Source organism: Methanobrevibacter millerae (assembly GCF_900103415.1).
In the GTDB taxonomy this organism is placed as follows: Archaea; Methanobacteriota; Methanobacteria; order Methanobacteriales; family Methanobacteriaceae; genus Methanocatella; species Methanocatella millerae.
The window spans coordinates 1-25,407 of sequence record NZ_FMXB01000025.1 but is presented as its reverse complement, the minus strand read 5'-3'; the positions used below and the strand labels follow the sequence as shown (position 1 = coordinate 25,407).

Here is a 25,407-nt window from a genome sequence, read left to right as displayed (position 1 = left end):
TTCAAAGTAATTTTTACCATTCAAATTAAATAAAAATTACGATTTCACATTCAAAAGACCACCAAAAACCTACACGAAAAACAACCATTTACTGGATTAAAATCAAAAATAAAGACTATTTTGCTATGAAAATAAGAAAAATAAGAAAAACTATCAATAATCTAAATTATTGACAAAGTCCTTAAAAAAGTAAAAAAATTTCATTATTATTGAATCTTCACTACGAAGGGGATATGCAGTAATCTTATTCTCATGTCCGGAAAATGAATTCACGACTTCTGGAAGTTGGGTTTGTTCAAATTGTAGTGAATAATTAAGATTGGTTAAAGGGAGATATGGATATGGCAGTAGATTGGTCCCCGGTTTTCATTTCAATGAAAACAGCAAGTTTATCAATTTTCATAACCTTCTTTTTAGGTTTGATTGTAGCCTGGGGTCTCGTTAAGATTAAAAATGACATGATAAAGATTGTCCTTGACGGTATTTTTACGCTCCCAATCGTATTGCCTCCTACTGTAGTGGGTTTCTTTTTACTCTACATTTTCGGTGTCAGAGGACCTATCGGCAGCTTCTTTTTAGATTTTTTTGCTGTGAAAATTGCCTTTTCATGGCCTGCAACCGTTATTGCGGCTGTTGTCATGTCCTTTCCATTAATGTATCGTTCATCCAGGGGCGCATTTGAACAGGTGGATTCTAACCTGCTGGATGCCGGACGTACCTTAGGCATGTCCGAGTGGAAAATTTTCTGGAAAGTATTATTTGCAAACGCATTGCCGGGAATAATCAGCGGCGGAATCCTTGCTTATGCTCGTGGTTTGGGCGAATTCGGTGCTACGGCCATGCTTGCAGGTAACATTGCAGGACAAACAAGAACGCTTCCTATGGCAGTTTACTCTGAAGTGGCTGCAGGAAATATGGGTGACGCTTTCAATTATGTGATTGTAATTGTTATAATATCGTTTATAGCTATTTTCATTATGGATTTCGTTTCTATACGTAGGGAAAAGCAATGGAAATGAGGTAGATTATGAGTAATAAATCTTTAAAAGTGAATATTCAAAAGAAACTTAAAGAATTCGAATTAGACGTTGATTTTGAATTGAAAAATGGTCGTTTAGGCATTCTGGGCCCTTCCGGTTGCGGTAAAAGTATGACCTTGAAATCCATTGCAGGCATTGTGGATCCGGATAAAGGTGTTGTGAGCTTGAACACCGGTAAAGAAACTGTTTATTTTGATTCTGATAATAAAATTAACTTGAAACCTCAAAAAAGAAATGTTGGTTACTTATTCCAAAATTACGCTTTATTTCCCAACATGACAGTTGAAGAAAATGTTGCCTGCGGCTTATCTAAAGATGATGATTATGGAATCGTATCTGAAATGATTAAACGCTTTCGTTTGGACGGATTGGAAAAAAGATATCCCAGACAATTGTCTGGAGGTCAACAGCAGAGGGTTGCTTTAGCCCGTATATTGGCTTACAGTCCTGACGTTATATTGCTGGATGAGCCATTCAGCGCTTTGGATACATTCTTAAAGGAACAGTTGCGTCTTGAACTTGTTAACTTGCTCAGGGATTTCGATGGGTTTTCCATAATGGTTACTCATGACCGTGACGAAGCCTTCCAGTTCTGTGACGAGCTCATAATATTGGATGAGGGCAAGGTCATTGCAAAAGGAAATACTCATGACGTATTCGAAAATCCAATAAGGGTTCAGGTTGCAAGGCTTACGGGATGTAAAAATATTTCCAAAGTCGAAATAATTGATGAATATCATCTGAAATCCCTGGATTGGGGAGTTACATTCGAAGTGTCTAAGGAAATTACTCCCAATATTACGCACATGGGAATAAGGGCACATGATTTTGCGCCGGCTGAAAAGGATGATGTCAATGTGATTTGCACTGAAAATGCAAGAAAACTGGAAATGCCTTTTGAATGGGAAATAACTCTGGCAAATGGGTTGTGGTGGAAATATGATAAGCCTATTCACGAGCATGAATTTGAGATTCCCCAGTATTTGAAAGTAGATCCCAAAAACATAATCCTTTTGGAAGAATAGCCTTATTTGCCGACAGCTCACGGCCAACCAATATCTTCGATTAAAAGCATAGGACACTATCTCCAAACAACATTTTAGAGTATAACTCATAATTTTAATAATGTCTTTAATTAATTTAATGAAATGTTGTAATTAAAGATATGTGTTCATGGCTTATTATGTAGGTATCATTAATACAAAAAGCAATCCTCTTCATGGTTATCGATGATGCCTATGGATTCCAGGTATGAGTATATGATTGTTGATCCGACAAACTTCATGCCTTTTTTCTTCAGTTCCTTGGCAATTCTATCTGATAATTCAGATTTTGTCAGATATTCGGCTTTTATTGTTTTACCCTCGGTAAATGACCAGATATAATCTGAAAAGCTGCCGCATTCCTCCTGTATTTGCCTAAACACTTTGGCATTATTGATTGCGGCTTCGATTTTGCCTCTGTGGCGAATAATCTTTTCGTTTTGAAGCAGTTCATTGACCTTTTTCTCATCATAATCCCTGATTTTATTAATATCAAAATTATCAAAGGCCTCTCTGAACGCCTCACGTTTCTTTAGAATGGTAATCCATGATAATCCTGCCTGAAATGATTCCAGAACAAGCATTTCGTAGAGTATGTCGTCATCGTATTTCGCTACGCCCCATTCCTCGTCATGGTAGTTGATATAAATCTCCTCTTTTCCTTCAACCCAGGTGCATCTCTTTTTTGTCATAATTATTAATATTAATGAAGGGAATAAATATCATTAACTGTTTTTGGGGGAAAAGCATGGAATATAGAAAACTGGGCAGCACCGGGTTAAGCGTAAGCGAAATTGCATTCGGTTCGGAATGGTATGTGGAAAGGCCCTATGGGGATGTTGAAAAGATAGTTAGGCATTGTGAAGCTAATGGAATTAATTTTCTTGACTGCTGGATGAGTGAACCGACGGTCAGGACAAATTTGGGCCGTGCAATTAAGGATACTCGCGACAAATGGATAATTCAGGGCCATATCGGTCCTATCTGGCAGGACAATCAGTATGTTAGAACTCGCCAGATGGATAAGGTAAAAGAGGCTTTCGATGATTTGATGGAAAGGCTTCAGACCGACTATCTGGACTTTGGAATGATTCACTATGTTGATGATATGGAAGATTATGATGAGATAATGTCTGGGGGGTTCATAAAATACGTTCGCCGGCTTAAAGAGGATGGAATAATCAAACACGTCGGCTTAAGCACTCATAATGTGGACATTGCTTTTCTGGCGGCAGAAAATCCTGAAATCGAATCGCTTATGTTCAGCATTAATCCTGCTTATGACATGTTTCCTGCCTCAGGAACACTTGAAGATTATCGCGATGATGGACAATATGTGGGTTTGGCGGGCGTTAATCCAAAAAGAGCCGAGCTTTATCAGTTATGTGAAGAAAACGGCACTGCATTAACGGTAATGAAAGGCTATGCAAGCGGACGTTTGTTTGATGAAAATGATTCTCCTTTCGGTGTCGCATTAACTCCCGTTCAGTGCATCCATTATGCTTTAGAGCAGAAGGGAGTTTCCAGCATCTTTGTCGGCGTCAGCAATACTGAAGAACTGGATGCGGCTCTCGAATATGAACGTGCTTCTGATGGTGAAAAGGAATATCGCCATATTTTGGCAAAGGCTCCAATGCATTCATTTGAAGGCAAATGCATGTACTGCGGGCACTGTTCGCCTTGCTCATCAGCTATCGACATTGCAATGGTCATTAAGCTCTTTGATTTGGCCAGCATTCATGATGATGTCCCGCAAAGCGTCAGGGAGCATTACAACAATTTAAATTACGATGCCACCGAGTGCATCGCATGCGGCGAGTGTGAAGACAGGTGTCCATTCAATGTTAAAATCGTTGATATAATGCTTGATGCCCAGGACCTGTTTAATTAATGAAAAATAAATGAACCCTCATAATCATGTTAAAAAGTTATATAATTGTCAAAATACAATTAATTAATTAAGAGGGATTTAACATGAAAAAATTAGCTTTTGGTATGATGAGACTGCCGACACTTGATGAGAATGATGAGGCAAGCGTTGATTTTAATCAGGTAAATGAGATGGCAGATTTGTTCATGGAGAAAGGATTTACTTTTTTTGATACTGCATATCCTTATCACATGGGTAAAAGTGAAGTGGCATTTAGAAAAGCTGTTGTTGAAAGGTATCCAAGGGATTCATATGTCGTTGCAGATAAACTGCCGTTATTTTCAATAACTTCCGAAGACCAGCTTGAACCGATATTTTCCGAGCAGCTTGAACGCACGGGACTGGATTACTTTGACTATTATCTGATGCATAACGTGAGCGGATTTTCAGAGCCAGGCTTTCTGGACGTTGATTCATTCGCTTTTGCAAACAAGAAAAAGGAAGAGGGCAAAATTAAGCACTTGGGTCTTTCCACCCATGCAAATGCTGAATATTTGGATAATATATTAACAATGCATCCTGAAATGGAGTTTGTTCTGCTTCAAATCAATTATCTTGACTGGATAAATGAAGGTGTTGAATCAAAAAAATGCTATGATGTGGCCTGCAAGCACAACAAGCCGGTTCTTGTAATGGAACCGTTTAAGGGAGGATTTTTGGCAGACGTTCCTCCTGAAGCCGAAAAGTTAATGAAGGATTATAATCCTGATGCTTCTATTGTTTCATGGGCATTGAGGTTCGTTTTAAGTTTGGATAATGTCTGTATGGTTTTAAGCGGTGCAAGCAGTCTGGATCAACTGGAGCAGAATATTGAGGAATTTGAAAATTTCAAACCTTTAAATGATGAGGAATACGAGATTATTGCTAAAGTAAGAGACATTATCAATTCCAACATTACTGTGGACTGCACCAAATGCAAATACTGTCTTGATGCATGTCCCGAAGACATTAATATTCCAAAGCTCTTTGATTTGTATAATCATGAAAAAATACAGGATTTAGGTGATTGGACGCCGGTAGGAAATGCATACGTCAATTATTCAAAGCTTCCGGGCGTTGGATTGGCATCAGATTGCACGGAATGTGAAATGTGCGTAGAGGAATGTCCGCAGCACATCAATATTCCCGAAGTCATGAAGGATGTTGCCAAAACATTCGAAACAGATTATTATGGTTTTACCGATTAAATATTTATATTAATAAGTTAATAACTAATTAATAACAATTAGTGTTGTGGTTAGTTATGTCAAAGGAAACTTGTCCAAATTGCGGTAATGTAGTTGATGATGAGGGGGATTTCTGTTCTGAATGCGGAGCTAAATTAAATGCAAAATCGGAATTTTTAAATAAAATAGATGAAAAGATCTCATTGTCATCATTAATACTTTCATTCATTGTTGTCGGGGTGTTCCTGTTTATAGGGTCCCTGTTCTGGTCAATTTTTTCTGCAAGCGGCTTAATTGGCTTTTCAACCCAGACGCTGTTAACGTTGCTTTTCGCAGTCTTTTTCGGAGGAATGTTTTTAGGATATGTCTCCTGCGTTAACAAATCATATGTGGTTCCAAATTTCATAGTATATCTTTCTGCAATGATTGCGGCCATTCTTTGTCTTGTAGGGGGAGTATTCACAGTATTATCTGCATTAACTACCTCTTTAGCTTCATTATTCTCCTCATCGCCGGCTACTTCAGCATATGGTAGTGCCAGCACATATTCTTCATCAGTGAGCGGTGGCGGTAATACAAATATTGCCTCATCTTTAATAAGCAATTTTATAATTGATATTTTGATTTTTGTTCTTTTAATTCCATGTGCATCATATTTGGGTGTCTATGTGGGATATTGGATTAAAAATAATTTATAATTAATATAAATAATATTAATAACATAATTATAAATAATTAGATTATTTTTTCGAGGAATTAATTATGATACCTGGTATGAATAAAAAGCAAATGAAACAGATGGAAAGGCAAATGAAAAAGATGGGAATGAAAATGGAAGACTTAAAAGGAGTAAATGAAGTTATCATTCGCTTCGATGACAGGGAATTAATCATAGATGATCCTATAGTAAGTCTTATGAACGTAATGGGCCAGGAAACCTACCAAGTTGAAGGTAAAGCCCGTGAAGTTGAAATAGAATACGAAATTGAAATTCCAGATGAAGATATTGAAATGGTAGCCAATCAGGCCAACGTATCCAATGCCGAAGCAGAACAGGCCTTGATTGACTGCAAAGGAGATCTTGCAGAAGCTATCATGAAATTAAATCAATAGGTAATTATGACAATCATTGCACACATTTCAGATTTGCATATAAGCGAAACGGCCTTTGATGAAGCCGTTTTCATGGAAGCTGTAGCCGAAATCAACAATCTGCAGCCGGACATGATTATTTTAACCGGCGACATAACCAACGACGGTTATTACAGGGAGTATAAGCGGGCCATAAAATATCTGGACATGTTTGAAGCTCCATTATTTGCCATTCCTGGCAATCATGATTCACGCAACCTGGGCTATCAGGGCTTTGAGGAGCTGGTTGGCGAGAGAAGCTGGAAGCTTACAAAAGACGATGACTTTACGGTAATCGGCCTTGACAGCAGCTCTCCCGATGAGGACATGGGTCATATAGGCCTTCCGCAGCATCTCTGGATGGAACACCAGCTGGACCAGTGCGTCATCAACGAGAGATTTTCCATTGTGGCTCTTCACCATCATGTCATTTCAATACCTGACACCGGACGTGAGAGAAACGTTTTATCCGATGCAGGTGATATTTTAAAGACATTAACGACCCATGAGGTCGATTTGGTATTGTCCGGCCACAAACACGTTCCGAACATTTGGAAAATCAATGAAACCATTGTGGTTAATGCGGGCTCTCTGTGTTCAAATAAGCTTAGGGGAAAAAACGGCAATTCATACAATGTTTATATCATTTCCGACGATTCGATTGAAATATTTCTAAATAACGTTGGTGGAGAAAAATTCCTCTTCGGCAAATTTCAAAGAAAAGATTAAATATAGGATTAGTTAATATAATAATGTTTAAATTAGATTTCTTTTTAGGGTGATATTATGAAAGTGGTTGTAGATGCTTCTAATGTTGCACATCATGTTAAAAATGAAAACTCACAGCCTCAAATGGCAAACATTTTAGCTGCCGTTAAGGCATTAGAAGAAAGTGAAGATGAATTTGTTATTATCGCAGACGCATCACTTCGTCATGAAATTGATGATAAGGTCGCCTTTGAAAAACTGCTGGAAAGTGACAACGTAGAGGAAGTTCCGGCAGGCAATGATGCTGATCATTTTATTTTGGAAATAGCTTACAGTGAAAGAGCTAAAATTTTATCAAACGATAAGTTCAGGGATTATGCTGCAGAATTCAAGAACATCAATTCATTCAGAATTCCATTCATAATCAAGGATGGCAGATTGACGTTCGGAAGGCCAAAAAAGCCTAAGCATGACAAAAATATCCTGCAACACATTTCCGAGGAAATTATCAAGCAATTGAACTTTAGAAAATGGGATGTCTACACTGGCAAGGAAGGATTGGAAATATCTCCATTGAACATCGCCAAACAGGCCATTATTCGTATTGACGATGAGAATAACCTCAATTCCAAGGTTGAAAGCATTTTCTCAAAGATACCAATGTTCAATAAGATTGTGGATATGGTTGACGACGTTGAAGTGGCCGCTCCATACGTTATCTTCGTGCTGGTTCATCCTAAGGATTATAAGCTTGCAGTAAAGAATGCGGGAAACATTTCAGTTACCGTAGCCGACAGGCTGGGTCTTGAGAAAAAACCGCTGATTGCTGTTAGAAACGATTTATTCACCAAGCCTGGCACTTTTGAGCTGAATATTCTCCTTGCAGATGAGGTAACCGAAACTGCACCATACAACGTTTTGGTTCGTGTTAGCGCTCACGATGAGGTATTCATCAAGAAAAACTCAAGAAACATTGCAAGTACGATTGCAGGAAGGCTTGGATCATGGAAGTTCCCATTCGTTTCAGTTAAGCCGGACATGCTTTTACAGCGTCCTGGGGAATTTGAAATAGAATTGGAGAAAGGAGGAAAACTGGATGGTTAACAGCTTATCCAAAGCAGTCATTAAGCTAACCACTAAGCTTACCCCTATCAGCGTGGGGACGAAGTTTTTTCCAACCAATTCAGTTGAAAATGAATATGTGGAACTGTTCAATTACACTCAAACTATTTTATTTGAATTAGAAAAGGCAGAGATCAGCTCTGAAAGTATTAAAAATAATCTTATAAGAGATATTGGCATAGAAAATTTTCCTAAGGAGTTCAATTTCTATGAAATTAAGCCTGCGGAAAATAAAATTGAAGAATATGCCCTGGTAAGCAATATTATTATGGGTAGTGACAGATATTTCTATGTTGAGCTTCCAAATCCGTCAAACCTGATAAATATCTTTGAAAAAATAATTGAAAACGAAAAAGGACAGATTGTGGAAAAAAGCTCAACGGAACTGGTTGCAAAAATGCTGAGTAAAAACGATGCAATCAGGGTAGCCATTGAACTTATTGGAATCGGCTACGAACGTGGCGTTGAGGTAATCTCAGCAGTTGGAATGACTGGTGCGGCTTCAATCGAGAGGTCCATTAATTACAGACAAAGTCTGGGAAATTTCCCCGGAGTCGCTTTCACAAAGCTTGGAGGAGAATACGCATTGGTATTCGATGCGCCGTTCAAACTGGCTCAGTCCAAGCCTAAGGAATTCCAAAATTACCTATTCGTCGATTTAATCGATTCAACATCATACACCAGCAAGCATGGTAAAACCCAGCTGGTTGATTTGATGACAAATATCAAGTATTTCATAGAAACCGAGTGCGGCGGAGAGCTTGAAGGATACAGGGAAGGCGGAGACGATTTCATTGCACGTTTTCCATCAAAGGATCTGGCCATTCGTGCCGGTTTGGATGCGGCATGGTTTGCACTGGACAATGATGCGAAAATCAGGGCAGGAGTCGGCAGAAGCCGTCGTGAAGCTGGTGAAAGAGCACAATTGGTTGACAGCCTTGATTCAACGGCTCCATTGTCATTAATCGTTTTTGAACTGGCAAACGGATTGTATGCATATAATGTTCCGTCCGAATTTACAAGAACTCTAATCAACATATTTGAAAATGAAAAGCAGAAACTGATTGGAGTCTTTGCTTTTGTATTCATTATCACTTATCTGTTATGCGTACTTGGTCTTGGATCATTCAGTTTCATAACAATAATTTTAGCATTGATATATGCTTTTGTTGCTTAAATTAAAAAATAAAAAAGGGAATAACAGTGTCTGGAAGAAATGAGGGAATTATAGCGTTGTTAATGGTTTTGGCATTGGTTGCTTTCATCATAGGTTCCGCAATAGGAATTACAATAAGCCTTGAGGAACACGATAATACAACTAAAAACAACAATACCACTACCCACGTTGAAAACGTAACTGAGCAAATGACTAGTGGCGTTGGCCATAATAATAAGACCGTAGAATTCGATTATGTAGCCGATGCTGTTGATTTCAATGACAATTATACTCGAGAAATGTATAATCTGACTGATAAATAATCTTTTTTGTGGTAGTATGAATTATATTCGTGATGTGGATGGAGGCTTCTCCATCATTAAAGATGTAAAGGTATCCGGTGCACGTGAAGGTAAATTCGGAGTAAGCATTATTCTTTGCCCAAACAGCACCGCTTCTGGAGTTTTTACAACAAACAAGGTTGTTGCAGCACCTGTAACCTACACCAAAAATGTTGTAAAAAGAGGTATCGTATCCGCCGTCGTGGTAAACAGCGGAAACGCAAACTGTTTTACAGGCCAGAAAGGAATTGAAGACTGTGAAGAGTTGGTAACTCTTGTTTCAAAGGATTTGAAAATTCCTGCAAATGAAATAGCCATTTGTTCAACGGGAGTTATCGGCCGTGAAATGCCTATGGATATAATATCAAAGGTAGCATATGATTCCATTTCAAGACTGGGAGACAATCCTGAAAATTCCCTTGCTGCCGCAAAGGCAATAATGACAACCGACACTTTCCCAAAGGAAGAGGCCGTTGAGGTCACATTAACCACGGGCGAGACGGTAAGGATTGCTGGAATCACAAAGGGAAGCGGAATGATAGCTCCTAATATGGCCACAATGCTTTCATTTATCGTAACCGATGCAGCAATCTCTCAAAAGGCAATTAAAAACGCATTGAGAATTGCAGCAGACTTAAGCTTCAACATGATTGTCGTTGACGGCGATGAAAGTACCAACGACACCTGTTTGATGATGGCAAATGGCGCATCAGGCGTTGACGTTGAAAAGGACGGCAAAATAGATTCAAACTTCCAGGACGGGTTGAATCATCTCTGCATTAATCTGGCCAAAAAGATGGCCCGTGACGGTGAAGGAGCATCAAAATTCATCGAAGCCAACGTTAAGGGAGCCGAATCATTTGATGATGCAAAGCTTGCGGCAAAGGCTATTGTAACTTCTCCATTATTCAAGTCAGCCGTTTTCGGAGGCGATCCGAATTGGGGAAGGATAGTATCCGCTATCGGATATTCCGGATGTGAACTGAATCCCGACATCGTAACCATTGCAATAGCTGACGATGAGGATGATGTTGATTTGGTGCGCAAAGGAGAAATCCTTGCTTTTGAGGATACCCCGTATCTGGAGCGTGCCGAAAAAATTATGCAGTCAAAAAACATCAAAGTCAATATCGACATGTTTTTGGGTGACGGCGAGGCAACCGCATGGGGATGTGATTTGACTTATGATTACGTAAAAATCAATGCAGAATACACCACTTAAGAAAAGATATAAATACTTTAAAAACAAATATCTTTATGTTATACATAATTCTGATGTTGTAATTAAAAATTTAAAGGAGGGTAAGATATGGCAAAAGTTAAAGGTACTAACAGAAGAACAAGACAAAAAAGAAGTTATACCAAACCTGGTAGTAAAAGGGGAAGAGGAGTTAAACAAACCTGGAAAAAATAAGTCCTCTTAACTATTTCTTTTTTTAAAATTTTAACCTATTAACCAATCCAATATTCCACTTTTTTTGATGTGAAAATATTTTCATTAGTATTATATAGTATTTTTTAAAGATTTAATATTAGGTGAAAAATATGATGATGCCAGCAAACGGACACAGAGCACACGGATTTTCAAGCGAATTTTTCCTTGATTCCAATGAGATAATTGACGAATTAGATTTAAAAGGCTGCGAAAAGATTATGGACGCCGGATGCGGCGACGGACATATTGCAATCAAGCTTCTGGATGAATACATAGACTCAGGATGCGTATATGCAGTGGATATCTATGACGCATCAATTGAAGACATGGAAAAGTACAAGGTCGAAAACAGCGTTGAAAACCTGATTAACATCGAAGCAGACATTACCGAAGGAGTTACCCAAATAGAAGATGGAACCCTGGACGTAATTCTTATGGTTAACGTATTCCACGGATTCACCGCTTCAAGAAAAACCGACGAAGCAATTGACGAATTCGCACGTCTCATTAAGGATGGCGGCAGAATAGCCATTATGGATTATAAGAAATGGGATGTTCCTAAAGGACCTCCGACTCAGGTTAGAAGCTCTCCTGAAGAGCTTGAAGAGATGTTTGCAAAGCATAACCTTAAAATGACATATCTGAATGAAGAGATTGGAGAAGACATTCCCGAAGGAAAATCACATTATTTCATCGTATTTGAAAAGGAGTAATCTAAAATGATTTTTGCAGCTATATTGGCGGGAGGAATAGGCTCAAGAATGGGCGGAACAGACACTCCCAAACAGTTTTTGACACTGGGCGACAAGCCGGTTATCATTCACACGATTGAAAAATTCGTAATCAATTCCAAATTCGATAAGATTATCGTTTTATCTCCGCAAAACTTTATAAATCACACAAATAACCTGATTGATGAATATTTGGGTGAAAATGACAGAATTGTCGTTATTGAAGGCGGAAAAACAAGAAACGACACGTTATTGAATTCCATTAATTATATCAATGAAAATTTCGACATCGATGACGATTCAATTATCGTTACCCACGATTCCGTACGTCCCTTTTTGACCCACCGCATTATTGAAGACAATATAGAAGCTGCAAAGAAATTTGGTGCCTGCGACACGGTCATTCCGGCAACCGACACAATCGTTGAAAGCATTGACGGCGAGGTCATTGAAAACATTCCCGTAAGAGACAATTTTTACCAAGGCCAAACGCCACAGAGCTTCAAGATAAACAAATTGTCCGAGCTGATCAACAGTTTAAGTGAAGAGGAAACCAATATATTGACTGATGCGTGCAAGATATTCGTTTTAAAGGGTGAGGATGTATATCTTGTCAAGGGTGATATTACCAACATTAAGATTACCTACCCATATGATTTAAAGCTGGCAAATACAATTTTAAAGGAAAATGAATCATGATTAACATTGTTTACAGATTAAAATCTCCCAAATTCTTTGAAGAGGCGATTGACGATATAGATTTGGATGATGTGGTTGTAAGGCCTCTTTATCTGTCAATCTGTCAGGCAGACCAGAGGTATTATCAGGGTTCAAGGCCCTCCGATATCCTTTCAAAAAAGCTTCCAATGGCATTGATTCATGAAGGGGTCGGTGAAGTGGTCTATGATGCTCAAAACAGCTTCGAGTCTGGAGATAAAGTGGTAATGATACCTAACACTCCTTTCGACGAGGATGAGTATCGTGGAAATTACTCAAGATTATCAAAATTCAGGGGAAGCGGTTTTGACGGATTTACAAGCGATCTGGTATGTCTAAAATCAGACAGGCTGGTCAAATTGCCTGATGAATTTGATTTGATGGTTTCTGCATTCATTGAATTAATAAGCGTTGCCTATCAGGGAATCTCCAAGTTTCTGGAGTTCAACGTCCCTTCAAGAAAAGTTCTGGGCGTATGGGGAGATGGAAACCTGGGATATATCACTGCATTGCTGCTTAAGGTAATCTGTCCCGATTCAAAAATAATAGTTTTCGGCAAGCATTTTGAAAATCTGAATCTCTTTTCATTTGCGGATGGTGTTTATATGATTCATGACGTTCCCGATGATTTGGCGATTGACCACGGATTTGAATGCGTCGGCTCTGCGGCTTCACAGTCAGCAATTGAGCAGATAATTGATGTTATTAATCCTCAGGGAACAATAAATCTTTTCGGTGTCAGCGAATATCCGATTCCAATCAATACGAGAATGTTATTGGAAAAGGGATTGACCGTTCAGGGAAACAGCAGATCTGAAAGGGAGGATTTTACAGGAGTTGTAAGGCTCCTTCACGAAAACCCTCAGCTATTCAGCTATTTGTCCAAACTAATTACAAATGTCTGTGAAATCAAATCAATCGATGATTTAAAGTCAGCATTTGATAAGGACTATGTTTCAGACTTTGGAAAGACCATATTAAAATGGGAAATCTAATGAAAGTCTTTTTGACTCATTGATAAGCCTAAAACATTTAACTCTCCAGCTTCTTCTTTGTTTTCTTGGAAAAAGCATGGGGACCATGGAAATGGCTTCCAAATCTTCCTCCGTAAGCTGGATTTTATTATTTACTTTTTCCTCCAGATGATGGAAAATATCATAGGAGGGGTTTCCGTCATAGCATGCCAGTTTTATGTTGAAGCTGGCATCGGATTTGATCATGCATTCGGGAGCCGTTATCCGTATGTTTTTAGGGCACAGCACATAAATTGAGATGTGCACATCGTTTTTGTAATAAAGCTCTTCTGCAAGTTCAACGTATTTTGCCAGTTCCTCTTCATCGAAATCGGTTGTCTGATACTCAAGATCGATAATTTCTCCGGATTCGGTAATGAAGAAGTCTCCGCCGTTATGGATATCATCATCAACTTCAATCATTTCCTTTGGTGCTCGACCGATTATTGTTCTTTTTTCATCGAATGTTTCCTTAATGGTTTCTATTTGGTCAAATTGGATTTTTTCATTCATTTAGTTAACCTCGTAAAAAATTGTTTTACATTAGTTATATTGTATTTTATGGATAATAAATTAGTAAGTTCGTTATTAGGGCAATATTATTTACTTATTTAAATTTTACTCAGTTATTAGAATATTAATGTCATGAGTGAATAATTAGTTAATGGGTGAAAAATCAACTGGTTGTTACCAATATCCACAAAGTTTATAAACAAGTTATACACAATATATTATTACGTATGTTGAACGTATTTTAAAAGGGAGGTGGTCGCTAAAATCTATTAAAAAAAGTGTTCATGTTCATTTTATTCACCTATTCGGGACGAAACACGAAAGTCATGTCGGATAAAAGTCTTTGTTTAGCTTATAATTCGTTTTTACTCACATTTAACTCCTTTTGTTTTTGAAACGGGCAAACACGAAACCACTCGTATCATTTCCATTCGGCATGATTTTAAAATCAAAGATGGGGAAATCAGTCCCACAACTTTGATTTAACTCTTTTTATGAAGGAGCCTTTTCGATACTGAGCCAATCTTATTATGAAATCGGCTTCAGACTTTATATTATACAGCTTCAAGTTTATTTTAACTGACGGAATGCAATAAACGTAGATGCTCACCCGCTTTTTGTGCTTTTCGTAAAGCTGTTCTGCAAATTCTATGTAGTTCACGTGGTCTTCGATGTCATAGTCCCTGGTTTGAATCTCAAGGTCTATGAGTTCATCATCATCAGTTCGGTAAACGGAACCTCCCTGATAATACTTGCTGTCCACCCATTTTTCCTCATCGGAAAGCTTTTCTACAATCTTTCTGTCTTCCTTAAACGCTTTTTTTATCAATTCAAGTTCATCTGTGTTCATTTAATCAATCCTCGGTTGCAAATCGTTTGCCATAGCTGCAGGCACTCAATCCTTAAATGCCTTTTGTCTTCTGGAGGACCCATTGAAGGAATCATGGACAGCGCAAAGAGATCGTCTTTATCCAGCTTTATCCTTCTTTTAACCAGACTTTCAATGTGCCTGTAAGTGTCGTAAGCACTTGAATAGTGCATTGGGGTTATTTTTATCAGGATTGTAGCTTCGGATTTGATTTTCCGGGTTACCTTGTATTTGACGTCCGGCATGCTTAGGAAATAGATGCATACCATCTTTCCGCTTTCCCTAAACAGCTCCTCGCCATATTTTTTGATATTTTCAAGTTCTCTGTTGTCCAGGTCCTTATCCAGCATTCCATATGATATGAGCTCATGGTTTTCGGTTTCATATATGTCTGCTGAAATGTCAAAGTCTTCAGCTATTGACTGTATGCTTTCATTGGCTTTTCCAATTATTTTTCTTCTTTCATCAAACTGTGTCTTGATGATTCTTAAGTCTAATTCATCGTCATTTTTTTCATTCATAATTCATCACTTTTTTCATTTTATTAATTTTACAATTTGTAATATTTGATTTAGGGGTTTATAAATTAGTATGATATAAATCTCTACAATATTCTGACTTTTTTGTAAAAAACCGGCTCATAGCATTATTTTAATTTGTGAGTAAATTAAGTGAAAAATCCATGTAAAAAATTAATCCTGACTGTAAGTTGCGATGATTTGAAATCACTTATTCATTTCAAGCAAAGTATTAAATTAACTAAAAAACAAACATTATAGTAATACTTAAAAGTAAAAAAGGTGTTTAAGTGAGCGAACAAAAATTGGAAATATTTAATGTTTTAAATTTTTTAAATAGTGGTTATGCGCTTGAGGATATTTTAAATGAAGGCAATTTCGGAACTTTTCCGTCAGCTGACGATTGCATAAGCTATCTGGTTGAAAACGGTTATCTTACAGGCGAAGGGGGAGCTTTAACCGCTGAAGAGATTTCTAAAAAATATACTGTGGCTGATTTAAAGGCAATGCTTAAGGAAAACGGACTTAAAGTCTCCGGTAAAAAGCAGGAGCTTGTTGAAAGGATAATGTCCGTTTTAGGTCAAGGTGATGGAGATTATGAATTGACCGATAAGGCAAAGGAATTCCTCAAGGAAAATGAATGGATAGATCTCTACATGTTCGCCCTTGTGGCGTTCAGGTTCGAGGATTACGAAAAATATCATGCCTCTTCCGATGCAGGCAATGTTCAAACAGCCCTTAATTTCTGTAATGAGATAATATCAAGGTCATTAATGAACAATATGTTTCTCGTTTTCATTGACGCACTGTCTGCAAAGGCACACGTTTACGCATACGACGGGGATTACGAATCATTCCTTGATTACGACTTGCAAAGGTTCATTTTAGGCCTGAATCCTATAGTCATGGATGCGCAAACATATGCAAATTATGATATTGTAAACACGGCTAACATTCTCAATTTAAAGAATGTGACCGAACACTTCAATTTCGGCAATTTGAAGAAAAGATTTGACAGAATCTGGGCAAAATCTCACATTACTAACATTACTGTACCTAAAAAGACTTGCTATAAGGTATTGCAAAAGGCAATGGCCGGTGCAGACATTGATGAGCTGAACTTTGACTTGAAGGAAAAATACTTCAATAAAAAATTCGGAATCTAGCAATATGAAATCTAAAGTTGCAGGAATCGTTTTTATCATCGGTAGCGTATACTATCTGATTGCTGAAGCAATTTGTGCAACTTTTTTCAACGCTTCTTTTTTAAATACATATGTTTTTCACACGATTTCAGAGCTTGGAATTCCAGGAGCCGATTCACCATTATCATTACTTATGAACTCCGCTTTTGTTTTAATTGGTTTGACCTTGCTTTTCGGCAATTTTTATAAATTCAAAGATTTCATAATCAAAAACAAAACTGTATTTTACATTTTAACATTAATTACCTCTTTAGGCGTTATTATCGTGGGATTCATCCATGGAGGAAACCCTCTGACATCAGGCTATCATACCCTGGGTGCTGTAATGGCAATCCTTGGAGGAAACATTTTATTGGTCATTATTGCCCGATCAATGAATGAATTCGCTAATTTCCAAAAAATCACATTAACGCTTGCATTAATTGGTCTGGCTGCATTTTGGATAATGTTTTTCAGTATGGACAATGTTTACATGCCTGTTTTGGAACGCCTCTCAGTTTACACTCTTGTTGTCTGGTCATTTATAGCTGGAGTTTACCTCATTGAAAAATAACTCTCCTTTTGAATATTACTCGTTCAGATATAATCTACTTTCTCGTGTAAAAATTGCTCTGAGTCATAAGTATTGTCGCCACTCCTAAGAATTGTCCTCACCACTAAGAATTGTTCCGACTCATAACTGCTTATTTTAAATATAAGAAAAGCAATAACCTTATATTGCCAAAATATCGAACAAATAATATTTTTAAATATTTAGGAGGGCATTGAATGGAAAATTCTAATTTAGAAAAATTCTGCTCCGAGTATTTTGGCGGTATTGTAAAGCCAAAACACCTATCAGAATTTTCACAAAAAACGCCACAGGGAAATGTAATAAGTGGATATCTGTCAAGAAAGCCAAACAGGTTTTTAGGATCCATCGTAATAACGCACCTGGTTAAAAGCGATGGAAGCGAAGCTGACGTTGAACAGTTTGTACAGGGATTTCCAAAAATCAACTACTGGGATTCAAGACACCAGTTGAAGTCCGAAGGAAAAGTACGGTACTTCTGCAATGAGAAACTGGACGGGACCTGCTTGGCCATTTTTCCTTTGAAAGATGAAAATGGAAATGTAATCGAACTCGTTCCAAAAACCCGTGGAAAGGCAGTAGCCGACGACCACATATTGGAAATGTATTCATTAATAGATAAGAAAGCCATTCTGGATTATTTCGACGGATATTCAAAGGACACAACCGACGTTTTGTTCTTTGAATTGTATGGAACTCTAAACCGACATGAAATAGCTCATATGGATACGTATATTGACATTAAACTGATTGGAGTTTATGTTGACGGGAAGTTCCTGAATGATAATGAGATTTTATCTCTGCCGTATGATATTGTGGGGTTGAGTGTAAAGTCGTTGTTCTCCATTATAAAATATGAAGATGAATCAGAATTTAGAATTGGCTGGACAATAATGGAGCCACGCTTCGAACCGTACAAATTTGAAATAACAGACACTTTTCCAACGCTTTATGATGCGATTCAGGAAATCAAATTAATGCTTCAGCGAATAAACGATGAATATTACAGATTCAACAAGAGAAGCCTGATTGAAGGGGTTGTAATCAACGGCGTTCATTTAAACGGCACCCAGATGTATCTGAAAATCAAGCCGGACAATATTGTCAAGGCTTTCAAGGACCCTAAAGGCATCAGCAGAAGATTCATACTAAAAGAGGTAAGAAAATACTTCGACGAGTACGGATCTGAAGTCAGGGAGTTGTATGGGGAGGATGAAAACCATTATCTCGAATATGTCATGAGAAACCTGGAAGAGGAATTCCCTAATGAATTAGTTAATATGCCCAAAACCAAAAAGAGAATCAAAAAGGTCTTCATGGACGTTTGGGATTCAAAGATTCCTTCGGTAAGCCTGCAGAACATTGCCGAAAAGCTGATTAAGGAGTATCCAGATGAGGAAATACCTAAATTAATGGCAATTTTCGCATCCGAATACCCTTCCAAAAAGAAGGATTCAAGACATGTCTATACTATTCTGACGAATATTGAAAAGCGCATGTAGATTAACCCACGTTTAAATTAATTTTTTAAATAGGGTTTATTTCAAATTAATTTTATGATTGATTAAATCGAATAATTATCGCCTAACTATGCTAATTATTCATCGTTTTTTCATTTTAAACGATAGTTTTTTTGCAGCTATTTTTTTGATTTTCCACAATAATGTGAAATACTTATAAATAAGTAAATTAAATATTTATTGTAGTGATAAAATGAAAGATATAGATGTTTTGATTGAAGCTTTACCATATATCAAAAAGTTTCATAAAAAGAAAATTTTAATCAAATATGGAGGACATGCAATGATAGATGATAATGCAATGTCCTCAACTGCTCGTGATACTGTTTTACTCAAATATGTCGGAATGAAACCGATTATTGTCCACGGAGGAGGTCCTGAAATCTCCCGTTCAATGGATAAACTAGGCAAAGAACCGGAATTCATTCAAGGATTGAGGGTTACTGATGAAGAGACAATGGAAATTATCGAAATGGTTCTCGTCGGTAAGATAAGTACTGAAATCGTATCTCAATTAATAAAGCATGATGGGGATGCCATAAGCTTATCTGGTAAGGATTCCAGCCTGATTTTCGCTCATAAGAAAGGAGCAAAGAAAATCGATGGTTCGGATGAAGAGGTTGACCTTGGTTTGGTTGGAGAAGTTGATAATATTAACACCAATCTATTGGAATTATTCGTTGAAAACAACTATATTCCGGTCATATCTCCTGTTGGTATTGCCCAGGACGGAACAAGCCTTAACCTTAATGCGGACACTGCAGCCGGTGAAATTGCAAGCTCTGTAGGTGCTGAAAAATTAATCATTTTAACCGATGTTCCAGGAGTCCTAAGAGACCCTAACGACCAGAATTCCCTTATTCAGAAAATCAGGATTTGTGAAATTCCTCAGCTGATTGAAGACGGTGTCATCTCCGGTGGAATGATTCCTAAAATCGAAACCTGCGTTAAGGCAATTGAAAACGGTGTAAAATCATGCCATATCATTGACGGACGTATAGAACATTCCCTTTTGCTTGAAATCTTCACTACCAATGGTATTGGCACCATGATTTTTGAATAGAATTCTTAGGACTGAGGACAATTCTATTGACTTGTATCATTTTTTACGAGTTAAAATCTATCTAATTTAAATATATTGGAATATAATATAGCTATTGAAGGTTTATTATCCAGATAAATCAATTGATTGCTGTATTATATTTAAAAAGTTTTTTTTCTTGATTTCCTTGGATAATTTTGCCTTTTGGTCATGACCTACGTTAATGATATATGCTAAGTTGATACAGCAATTTCGTTTAAAGTTAGATTAATTTCTAACTTTAAATAATTCAAAATTTATAATCTACGCCTCCCCAAGTGTGATTAATTTTTCAATGTTTAATATAAATGGAGTATATAAATATCTGTCTTTTCCTAGAGCGTATGATAACTAATATTTTTCAGAATTATTAAAATGTTCATTAATTATGGCTTGAACATGTTTCTCAGTTCTCTTCTAAGCAATTTCCAGCCGTTAACTCTTGGAAGTTCATCCAAATCATAGATTTGACGTGGAACCTTATATCTGGAGAGGTTTTCACGGGCAAAACTTATCAAACCTTCATGATCTGGTTCATTTTCCCAAACGACTGCTGCTGCAGGTATTTCTCCCCTGTGACAGTCATCGATACTAAAAATAGCTATTTCCTTAAGTTTAGGATATTTGATTAGAACTTCCTCAACTTCTGTTGGGTAGATTTTCCATCCGCTCATTACAATCATGTCTTTCTTGCGGTCGGTAATGAATAAACGGTTATCTTCATCCAAATAACCGATGTCTCCGGTTAAAAACCATCCGTCATCTAAAAATGATTCAATGGTCTGTTTTTCTCTTCTCCAATATCCTTTTGCAATTGCAGGCCCTCTAAGTGCAATTTCTCCCTGCTCATATTTTTCAAGGGTTTTCGTTGAATCGTCTTCATCCACGATTTTAACTTCTGAAAAGCAGACAGGATGCCCTACACTTTCAAATCTGTCAGCTTCACGATAATCTTCAGGTCTTATTACTGTTCCGGTTCCGATTACAATACTTTCAGACAGTCCGTAGGCGTTAATGATTGGTATTCCGTAGGTTTCATGGAACTCTTTCCATATCTTTTTGTGCAACGGTCCTCCTCCGCTTATTATTTCACGAACGGTTGAAAGCTCTTTTGTCTTGTCCATTGTCGTAAGGGAGTGTATTACAGGAGGCATTCCGGTTAAGACGGTTACTTTCTCTTTTTCACATAATTCAAGGTACTCGTCCAAATCGAACTGTTCAATCATTATGTAGTATGCCGCTGCCCTTAGGGCTGATATCGCCCATGAAAGGCCAACGTGAGCCATCGGATAAATTCCTAAAAACACGTCGTCCTGCTTCAGGGTCAATACATCACATTCGTTATGGATTGCAGTGAAATAATTTCCATGGGTTAGCATTGCGCCTTTAGGTTTTCCGGTTGTTCCTGAGGTGTACTGCAGTTGACACAAATCATCCCAATCGGTATTTGCTGCCTCCAGAACTTCGCAATTTTTATATTCACTAATGTTTTTCGGAACGTATGTGCAGATATCCAGTTTCGCTTCGGCTTCATCATCGGTAATCACAAGCTTTGCCTGTGAGTCGTGAATGATGTAATCCAGTTCCGAGGAGGTGAATACTCTATTTGCCGGAATGGCTATTGCGCCGATTCTCCATATTGCAAACAGTGAAAAGAGATATTCGCATGAATTGTTCAGATAAATGATTACCCTATCGCCTTCCTGCACATTATTTGACTTTAACTGACGTCCTATTTCACTGACTATTGACAATATTTCCGCGGAGGTGTATTCCTCACTGCTTCTTGGGTTATACAATACCTTTTTATCCAGTCTTTTTGAATTTGCATCGAGAAATGTGGTAATATTTAACATTTATATCAACTCTTTAACGATTGCCTGTGTCATTTCCATGGTTTTGGCTGTTCCTCCCAGATCCGGAGTCAATACCTTTCCTGCACAGACTACTTTTTCAACGGCATTGTTTACTCTTGTAGCGGTTTCTTTTTCGCCGATGTAGTCCAGCATCATCGCAGTTGAAAGTATCATGGAGCATGGATTGGCTATTCCTTTTCCAGCAATGTCTGGCGCTGATCCGTGCACGGGTTCAAACAGTCCGTTGTCGTCCCCGATATTTCCTGATGGTGCAAGTCCCAGGCCTCCAACGAGTCCTGCGCTTTCATCGGACAATATGTCTCCGAAGAGGTTTGTTGAAACGATAACGTCAAAGTTAAGGGGATTTGTAATGAGATACATTGCCATTGCGTCAACGTAGAAATCTTCAGTGGTGATTTTGGGATAGTTTTTGGCTATCTTATAGAATGATTCCTTAAAGACCCCGTCAGTTACTTTAAGCACGTTGCTTTTGTGAACGCAGGTAACTTTGCTTTTTAATTTTCTTCTCTTTGCAAGCTTGAATGCAACGTCAGATATCTTTTCACTTGCCTTTCTTGTAATTACCCTCTCGGCGATTACCTTTTCATCATCGTCGTATTCAATCTGGCTGTAGAGGCCTTCGGTGTTTTCACGCACGATTATAAAATCGATGCCTTGTGCAATGGATTTGATGCCTCTGTATGATTTTATGGGTCTTAAATTCGCGTAAACGTCAAGTTCTTTTCTTAGATTTATTATCGGGCTAGGCTGGCCGGGAGTTGAAGTTGATGCGCCGAATAAGGTTGCATCACTGGATTTGGCTATTTTCACGGTTTCTTCAGGCAGTGTTGTTCCGTTCCTGTTGAAGCATTCAAAGCCTGCTTCGCCATAGTTGAAATTAAAGTTCAAGTCCAGTTTATCCAAGAGATATTCGGCTGATTCCATTACTTCCTTTCCTATTCCGTCACCACTTATTATTGCAATATCGTACATTATCCCACTTTGTTCGTAATTTATGAAAATACTTTTATACATATAAATATAAAGTTATAATCATTATTTAATTATTGTTATTAAGAGGGATGACAATGTCTGAGATAGATGAATTAATTGAAAAGTTAAACGACGATGATGAATTCGTTGTCGAAGATGCAATGGGAGCATTGGAATTGAAAGGTGAAGAAGCAGTCGATCCTTTAATTTCTGCTTTATCCCACAGAAAGAAAAATATCCGTTTGCATGCGGCAACTCTTTTAGGTGCCATAAATGATCCAAAAGCAATCAAACCTTTGATTTTGTCTTTAAGCGACAACAATAAGCTTGTCAGAAGGGAAGCTTCAACAGCTTTAAGTCGTATGGGTGATGCTGCGGTCGATCCTTTAATTGAAGTGCTTGACGATCCGGACTGGAGAGTCAGGGGAGCAGCAGCATGGGCTTTAGGTAACTTGGATAATGAAAAGGCTATTCCTGCACTTGAAAAACTGCTTGACGACGAAAGCGGTTATGTAAAATCAGGTGCTCAAAGCGCAATAGCTACAATTCAAAGAAAAGCTTAATTTTCTTTGATTTTTTACTTTTTTTTCATTATGGAATTTAGAAGAATCAACAGATATTTTCTGTATGTGCTTTCACTGTTTATCATATCTTTAGGGGCGGCCATATCCATCAAGGCCAATCTGGGAACTTCCCCGCTGATTTGCCTTCCCTACGTTTCCAGCCTGATTCTGCATCTGAGCGTCGGAACGGTCTGCTTTATATTCAACATAATTTTCATTGCCCTGCAGGTTATTATTTTAAGGGGAGACTTTGAAAAAAGGCAGTTTCTCCAGATTGTAGTTGGAAGCATTTTCTCCTTCTTTATTGACTTTTCGGGGATGCTGGTCGGATTCTTAAACCCTCAGGACTATTTAAGCCAGATGGCGCTGCTTTTAGTCAGCTGTGTTGTTGTGGCATTCGGTGTTTTGTTTGAAATCCAGACAGAAGTCGTTTATCTGCCTGCAGATGGTGTTATAGTTGCAATTTCTGCTGCGCTTAATAAGGAATTCGCAAGGGTAAAGCCCTACGTTGACACGTCAATGGTGATAACGGCAGCAATTCTTTCAGTCGTATTTCTGGGATATCTTGCGGGAGTCCGTGAAGGAACGATAATATCTGCGTTAATTATCGGACCAATCGTCAGAATACTTAAAAAACATCTGGACTCATATATTGAGCCATTAATAATAAAATAAAAAAAGTGGAGTTTTTAAAACTCCAGTTAATGATTATTCTTCTTTTTTAGGTGATACAATAACCATTCTCTGGTTTTCTTCATCGATTTCCATTACAATAGGTTCAGCTTCAAATGCTCCAGTGTCCTTTTCAACGCATTCGTTGATTTTGGACTGGATTGCTCCAATATCTTCGGTGTCGATTAAGTTAACAATTTCCAACTGTTGCTGGAATCTTTCAACACCGTCGAGCGGGACGTTTTCAACGAAAGGAATGGCGCCGGTTGCACCTATGATTTTCTTTTTCTCAGGATCGGCACCGTTTTCGTGCAGTGCCAGGAAGCTTTGGCCTGTAATGTGGCCTTGCACTTCAGCTCCAGCCAATATCAAAAATCTGATGTTTGGATTGGAGATGATGTTTGCAACAACTTTTTCGATACCTAAATTTTCTGTTTTGCATGGTCCTGCAATTGCGGCTCCGGATAATTCCGCTTCAATGTGTGAAGCGAGTGTAGTTACGGCAACAGGGCTTTCAGGGTCGCCAACGATGTAATCTCCACTGATTACCGGCCAGCCGTCTGCAGGCGCTTTTTTGTCTGCCATTTTTGATACCCCTATTAATCTATATTTAAATATTAATCTAGTCGATTTAAATATTTTTGCACTGTTGGCGAAAAGCTTATGAAAAAATATATTAAATTATTTTTTTAAATATTATATTGTAAAAGGTGATTAAATGAACTTTAAACATTCTCTACTGCTAATAATTTTAATTATTCTTGCATTAATTTCAGTAAATTTTGTATCGGCAGATGGATTTTTCGGTTTCGGTGAGGAAGAGAAGAATATCGCCTCCATTTGTGGTGTTGAGTATAATATTCCGGAAAAATTTCATGAGAATGTTAATGCATCAATAAATAACGAATCACTTAATGATGGTGGCTTTGCCTATTGTTTAACGTCCAAATCCTATAGTGACGGTAAAGATATGTTCGCTGTCAGTGTTTCCCATTATGCCCTTGATGTAACCAACAAGACTTTGGAGAAATCAGGCGGTGAGGCTAAAAACATTGGGGGCCATGACGGTTATTTAAAATCCCTTAGGGATGGTTATGAATTCAACTATATAGTCAATGGCGATAAAGTTTCAGTTACTGCCAGCAGTGAAGATTTGCTAAATAAAGTAATTGTTTAGTTTACTTTTAATTTTTTTAAGGACTTTGTCAATAATTTAGATTATTGATAGTTTTTCTTATTTTTCTTATTTTCATAGCAAAATAGTCTTTATTTTTGATTTTAAGCCAGTAAATGGTTGTTTTTCGTGTAGGTTTTTGGTGGTCTTTTGAATGTGAAATCGTAATTTTTATTTAATTTGAATGGTAAAAATTACTTTGAACATCAGGTTTTTTGTATTTTTCTGTAGTTTTATGAAAAACTTGTTGTTTTGGATACGGCGTACAGTCTATCTTTATGATGGATTATTGAGCTTTTTCTTACATTCTTCGCTCAATATGCTGTGTTTTTTAGATTAA

29 protein-coding genes are annotated in these 25,407 nt (G+C 37.7%); 22 read left to right on the top strand and 7 right to left on the bottom strand.

The window, feature by feature from the left end:
- Window positions 1-341: 341 nt before the first annotated feature.
- Both modB and F3G70_RS11010 read left to right on the top strand, forming a co-directional pair.
- Entirely contained in the window at window positions 342-1,019 is a 678-nt protein-coding gene (modB, locus tag F3G70_RS11015; RefSeq protein WP_149732759.1) for a molybdate ABC transporter permease subunit, read from the top strand.
- 8 nt (window positions 1,020-1,027) lie between these two features.
- Complete coding sequence (locus F3G70_RS11010; RefSeq protein ID WP_149732758.1) at window positions 1,028-2,065, top strand: sulfate/molybdate ABC transporter ATP-binding protein; 1,038 nt, start codon at window positions 1,028-1,030, stop codon at window positions 2,063-2,065.
- Between the two features lie 170 nt (window positions 2,066-2,235).
- Here the strand turns inward: F3G70_RS11010 and F3G70_RS11005 are convergent, their stop codons facing one another.
- Window positions 2,236-2,775 carry a DNA-3-methyladenine glycosylase I gene (locus F3G70_RS11005; RefSeq protein ID WP_149732757.1) on the bottom strand — a complete coding sequence of 180 codons (540 nt, stop codon included), beginning with the start codon at window positions 2,773-2,775 and terminating at the stop codon, window positions 2,236-2,238.
- 56 nt (window positions 2,776-2,831) lie between these two features.
- Here F3G70_RS11005 and F3G70_RS11000 point away from each other — a divergent pair, with 56 nt between their 5' ends.
- The 13 genes from F3G70_RS11000 to F3G70_RS10945 all read left to right on the top strand — a co-directional run bounded on the left by F3G70_RS11000 (window position 2,832) and on the right by F3G70_RS10945 (window position 13,515).
- Entirely contained in the window at window positions 2,832-3,974 is a 1,143-nt protein-coding gene (locus F3G70_RS11000; protein ID WP_149732756.1) for an aldo/keto reductase, read from the top strand.
- A gap of 83 nt (window positions 3,975-4,057) precedes the next feature.
- Complete coding sequence (locus F3G70_RS10995) at window positions 4,058-5,200, top strand: aldo/keto reductase (RefSeq protein WP_149732755.1); 1,143 nt, start codon at window positions 4,058-4,060, stop codon at window positions 5,198-5,200.
- A 56-nt stretch (window positions 5,201-5,256) separates the two neighbouring features.
- Window positions 5,257-5,877: a zinc ribbon domain-containing protein gene (locus F3G70_RS10990; protein WP_149732754.1), complete on the top strand. Its 621-nt coding sequence runs from the start codon at window positions 5,257-5,259 to the stop codon at window positions 5,875-5,877.
- A 64-nt stretch (window positions 5,878-5,941) separates the two neighbouring features.
- Window positions 5,942-6,292 carry a nascent polypeptide-associated complex protein gene (locus F3G70_RS10985; protein ID WP_149732753.1) on the top strand — a complete coding sequence of 117 codons (351 nt, stop codon included), beginning with the start codon at window positions 5,942-5,944 and terminating at the stop codon, window positions 6,290-6,292.
- A gap of 6 nt (window positions 6,293-6,298) precedes the next feature.
- A complete protein-coding gene (locus F3G70_RS10980) occupies window positions 6,299-7,039 on the top strand; it encodes a metallophosphoesterase family protein (RefSeq protein ID WP_149732752.1) in 741 nt (246 codons plus the stop codon).
- A 57-nt stretch (window positions 7,040-7,096) separates the two neighbouring features.
- A complete protein-coding gene (locus F3G70_RS10975; protein ID WP_149732751.1) occupies window positions 7,097-8,122 on the top strand; it encodes an NYN domain-containing protein in 1,026 nt (341 codons plus the stop codon).
- On the top strand, window positions 8,115-9,317 hold the full coding sequence (locus tag F3G70_RS10970) for a hypothetical protein (protein WP_149732750.1): 1,203 nt from the start codon (window positions 8,115-8,117) through the stop codon (window positions 9,315-9,317). Before F3G70_RS10975 ends, F3G70_RS10970 begins: the two co-directional genes overlap by 8 nt.
- A 26-nt stretch (window positions 9,318-9,343) precedes the next feature.
- Window positions 9,344-9,619: a hypothetical protein gene (locus F3G70_RS10965; RefSeq protein ID WP_149732749.1), complete on the top strand. Its 276-nt coding sequence runs from the start codon at window positions 9,344-9,346 to the stop codon at window positions 9,617-9,619.
- A 16-nt stretch (window positions 9,620-9,635) separates the two neighbouring features.
- A complete protein-coding gene (gene argJ, locus F3G70_RS10960; protein WP_149732748.1) occupies window positions 9,636-10,859 on the top strand; it encodes a bifunctional ornithine acetyltransferase/N-acetylglutamate synthase in 1,224 nt (407 codons plus the stop codon).
- Entirely contained in the window at window positions 10,840-11,061 is a 222-nt protein-coding gene (locus tag F3G70_RS12150) for a hypothetical protein (protein ID WP_188118171.1), read from the top strand. Before argJ ends, F3G70_RS12150 begins: the two co-directional genes overlap by 20 nt.
- Before the next feature lie 121 nt (window positions 11,062-11,182).
- A complete protein-coding gene (locus tag F3G70_RS10955; RefSeq protein ID WP_149732747.1) occupies window positions 11,183-11,785 on the top strand; it encodes a class I SAM-dependent methyltransferase in 603 nt (200 codons plus the stop codon).
- 6 nt (window positions 11,786-11,791) lie between these two features.
- A complete protein-coding gene (locus F3G70_RS10950) occupies window positions 11,792-12,502 on the top strand; it encodes an IspD/TarI family cytidylyltransferase (RefSeq protein ID WP_149732746.1) in 711 nt (236 codons plus the stop codon).
- Window positions 12,499-13,515 carry an alcohol dehydrogenase catalytic domain-containing protein gene (locus tag F3G70_RS10945; protein ID WP_149732745.1) on the top strand — a complete coding sequence of 339 codons (1,017 nt, stop codon included), beginning with the start codon at window positions 12,499-12,501 and terminating at the stop codon, window positions 13,513-13,515. Before F3G70_RS10950 ends, F3G70_RS10945 begins: the two co-directional genes overlap by 4 nt.
- Here the strand turns inward: F3G70_RS10945 and F3G70_RS10940 are convergent.
- The 3 genes from F3G70_RS10940 to F3G70_RS10930 all read right to left on the bottom strand — a co-directional run bounded on the left by F3G70_RS10940 (window position 13,498) and on the right by F3G70_RS10930 (window position 15,435).
- Window positions 13,498-14,046 (bottom strand): hypothetical protein, encoded by a 549-nt coding sequence (locus F3G70_RS10940; protein ID WP_149732744.1) that lies wholly within the window; start codon window positions 14,044-14,046, stop codon window positions 13,498-13,500. The two genes, F3G70_RS10945 and F3G70_RS10940, sit on opposite strands and share 18 nt — an antisense overlap.
- Before the next feature lie 463 nt (window positions 14,047-14,509).
- Entirely contained in the window at window positions 14,510-14,896 is a 387-nt protein-coding gene (locus F3G70_RS10935; RefSeq protein WP_149732743.1) for a hypothetical protein, read from the bottom strand.
- On the bottom strand, window positions 14,893-15,435 hold the full coding sequence (locus F3G70_RS10930; RefSeq protein WP_149732742.1) for a hypothetical protein: 543 nt from the start codon (window positions 15,433-15,435) through the stop codon (window positions 14,893-14,895). The genes F3G70_RS10935 and F3G70_RS10930 overlap by 4 nt, the downstream gene beginning before the upstream one ends.
- A gap of 287 nt (window positions 15,436-15,722) precedes the next feature.
- Here F3G70_RS10930 and F3G70_RS10925 point away from each other — a divergent pair, with 287 nt between their 5' ends.
- From F3G70_RS10925 to argB, 4 genes are all read left to right on the top strand, one after another.
- The gene (locus tag F3G70_RS10925; protein ID WP_149732741.1) at window positions 15,723-16,598 is read left to right on the top strand and encodes an SAP domain-containing protein; all 876 of its coding nucleotides are present in this window, start codon (window positions 15,723-15,725) and stop codon (window positions 16,596-16,598) included.
- A 4-nt stretch (window positions 16,599-16,602) separates the two neighbouring features.
- Window positions 16,603-17,190: a DUF998 domain-containing protein gene (locus tag F3G70_RS10920; RefSeq protein WP_149732740.1), complete on the top strand. Its 588-nt coding sequence runs from the start codon at window positions 16,603-16,605 to the stop codon at window positions 17,188-17,190.
- Between the two features lie 215 nt (window positions 17,191-17,405).
- The gene (locus F3G70_RS10915; RefSeq protein WP_149732739.1) at window positions 17,406-18,710 is read left to right on the top strand and encodes a hypothetical protein; all 1,305 of its coding nucleotides are present in this window, start codon (window positions 17,406-17,408) and stop codon (window positions 18,708-18,710) included.
- Between the two features lie 211 nt (window positions 18,711-18,921).
- Window positions 18,922-19,791 (top strand): acetylglutamate kinase, encoded by an 870-nt coding sequence (argB, locus tag F3G70_RS10910; protein ID WP_149732738.1) that lies wholly within the window; start codon window positions 18,922-18,924, stop codon window positions 19,789-19,791.
- Window positions 19,792-20,195: 404 nt separating this feature from the next.
- On the opposite strand, the gene F3G70_RS10905 is transcribed toward argB, so the two are convergent.
- Both F3G70_RS10905 and aksF read right to left on the bottom strand, forming a co-directional pair.
- Window positions 20,196-21,665 (bottom strand): class I adenylate-forming enzyme family protein, encoded by a 1,470-nt coding sequence (locus F3G70_RS10905; RefSeq protein ID WP_149732737.1) that lies wholly within the window; start codon window positions 21,663-21,665, stop codon window positions 20,196-20,198.
- Complete coding sequence (aksF, locus tag F3G70_RS10900) at window positions 21,666-22,658, bottom strand: homoisocitrate dehydrogenase (RefSeq protein ID WP_149732736.1); 993 nt, start codon at window positions 22,656-22,658, stop codon at window positions 21,666-21,668. It lies immediately after the preceding gene.
- An 89-nt stretch (window positions 22,659-22,747) separates the two neighbouring features.
- Between aksF and F3G70_RS10895 the strand changes: the two genes are divergently transcribed.
- Both F3G70_RS10895 and F3G70_RS10890 read left to right on the top strand, forming a co-directional pair.
- The gene (locus F3G70_RS10895; protein ID WP_394349328.1) at window positions 22,748-23,221 is read left to right on the top strand and encodes a HEAT repeat domain-containing protein; all 474 of its coding nucleotides are present in this window, start codon (window positions 22,748-22,750) and stop codon (window positions 23,219-23,221) included.
- 30 nt (window positions 23,222-23,251) lie between these two features.
- A complete protein-coding gene (locus F3G70_RS10890) occupies window positions 23,252-23,896 on the top strand; it encodes a YczE/YyaS/YitT family protein (protein ID WP_149732734.1) in 645 nt (214 codons plus the stop codon).
- Between the two features lie 33 nt (window positions 23,897-23,929).
- Here the strand turns inward: F3G70_RS10890 and mtrA are convergent, their stop codons facing one another.
- Complete coding sequence (gene mtrA / locus F3G70_RS10885) at window positions 23,930-24,478, bottom strand: tetrahydromethanopterin S-methyltransferase subunit A (RefSeq protein ID WP_149732733.1); 549 nt, start codon at window positions 24,476-24,478, stop codon at window positions 23,930-23,932.
- Between the two features lie 133 nt (window positions 24,479-24,611).
- On the opposite strand from mtrA, the gene F3G70_RS10880 reads away from it, so the two are divergent.
- Window positions 24,612-25,070 carry a hypothetical protein gene (locus F3G70_RS10880; protein WP_149732732.1) on the top strand — a complete coding sequence of 153 codons (459 nt, stop codon included), beginning with the start codon at window positions 24,612-24,614 and terminating at the stop codon, window positions 25,068-25,070.
- The last annotated feature ends 337 nt before the right edge of the window (window positions 25,071-25,407 follow it).

Bases quoted from the DNA above. Each gene is read 5' to 3' on its own strand.
- F3G70_RS10895 (WP_394349328.1), top strand. From the start codon at position 22,748: ATGACAATGTCTGAGATAGATGAATTAATTGAAAAGTTAAACGACGAT.
- F3G70_RS10880 (WP_149732732.1), top strand. From the start codon at position 24,612: ATGAACTTTAAACATTCTCTACTGCTAATAATTTTAATTATTCTTGCA.
- F3G70_RS10990 (WP_149732754.1), top strand. From the start codon at position 5,257: ATGTCAAAGGAAACTTGTCCAAATTGCGGTAATGTAGTTGATGATGAG.
- F3G70_RS10890 (WP_149732734.1), top strand. From the start codon at position 23,252: ATGGAATTTAGAAGAATCAACAGATATTTTCTGTATGTGCTTTCACTG.
- F3G70_RS10975 (WP_149732751.1), top strand. From the start codon at position 7,097: ATGAAAGTGGTTGTAGATGCTTCTAATGTTGCACATCATGTTAAAAAT.
- argJ (WP_149732748.1), top strand. From the start codon at position 9,636: ATGAATTATATTCGTGATGTGGATGGAGGCTTCTCCATCATTAAAGAT.
- F3G70_RS10995 (WP_149732755.1), top strand. From the start codon at position 4,058: ATGAAAAAATTAGCTTTTGGTATGATGAGACTGCCGACACTTGATGAG.
- F3G70_RS10930 (WP_149732742.1), bottom strand. From the start codon at position 15,435: ATGAATGAAAAAAATGACGATGAATTAGACTTAAGAATCATCAAGACA.
- F3G70_RS11000 (WP_149732756.1), top strand. From the start codon at position 2,832: ATGGAATATAGAAAACTGGGCAGCACCGGGTTAAGCGTAAGCGAAATT.
- F3G70_RS10940 (WP_149732744.1), bottom strand. From the start codon at position 14,046: ATGAATGAAAAAATCCAATTTGACCAAATAGAAACCATTAAGGAAACA.
- mtrA (WP_149732733.1), bottom strand. From the start codon at position 24,478: ATGGCAGACAAAAAAGCGCCTGCAGACGGCTGGCCGGTAATCAGTGGA.
- aksF (WP_149732736.1), bottom strand. From the start codon at position 22,658: ATGTACGATATTGCAATAATAAGTGGTGACGGAATAGGAAAGGAAGTA.
- F3G70_RS10945 (WP_149732745.1), top strand. From the start codon at position 12,499: ATGATTAACATTGTTTACAGATTAAAATCTCCCAAATTCTTTGAAGAG.
- F3G70_RS10935 (WP_149732743.1), bottom strand. From the start codon at position 14,896: ATGAACACAGATGAACTTGAATTGATAAAAAAAGCGTTTAAGGAAGAC.
- F3G70_RS10915 (WP_149732739.1), top strand. From the start codon at position 17,406: ATGGAAAATTCTAATTTAGAAAAATTCTGCTCCGAGTATTTTGGCGGT.
- F3G70_RS11010 (WP_149732758.1), top strand. From the start codon at position 1,028: ATGAGTAATAAATCTTTAAAAGTGAATATTCAAAAGAAACTTAAAGAA.
- F3G70_RS10970 (WP_149732750.1), top strand. From the start codon at position 8,115: ATGGTTAACAGCTTATCCAAAGCAGTCATTAAGCTAACCACTAAGCTT.
- F3G70_RS10980 (WP_149732752.1), top strand. From the start codon at position 6,299: ATGACAATCATTGCACACATTTCAGATTTGCATATAAGCGAAACGGCC.
- F3G70_RS11005 (WP_149732757.1), bottom strand. From the start codon at position 2,775: ATGACAAAAAAGAGATGCACCTGGGTTGAAGGAAAAGAGGAGATTTAT.
- F3G70_RS10905 (WP_149732737.1), bottom strand. From the start codon at position 21,665: ATGTTAAATATTACCACATTTCTCGATGCAAATTCAAAAAGACTGGAT.
- argB (WP_149732738.1), top strand. From the start codon at position 18,922: ATGAAAGATATAGATGTTTTGATTGAAGCTTTACCATATATCAAAAAG.
- modB (WP_149732759.1), top strand. From the start codon at position 342: ATGGCAGTAGATTGGTCCCCGGTTTTCATTTCAATGAAAACAGCAAGT.
- F3G70_RS10985 (WP_149732753.1), top strand. From the start codon at position 5,942: ATGATACCTGGTATGAATAAAAAGCAAATGAAACAGATGGAAAGGCAA.
- F3G70_RS12150 (WP_188118171.1), top strand. From the start codon at position 10,840: ATGCAGAATACACCACTTAAGAAAAGATATAAATACTTTAAAAACAAA.
- F3G70_RS10920 (WP_149732740.1), top strand. From the start codon at position 16,603: ATGAAATCTAAAGTTGCAGGAATCGTTTTTATCATCGGTAGCGTATAC.
- F3G70_RS10950 (WP_149732746.1), top strand. From the start codon at position 11,792: ATGATTTTTGCAGCTATATTGGCGGGAGGAATAGGCTCAAGAATGGGC.
- F3G70_RS10955 (WP_149732747.1), top strand. From the start codon at position 11,183: ATGATGATGCCAGCAAACGGACACAGAGCACACGGATTTTCAAGCGAA.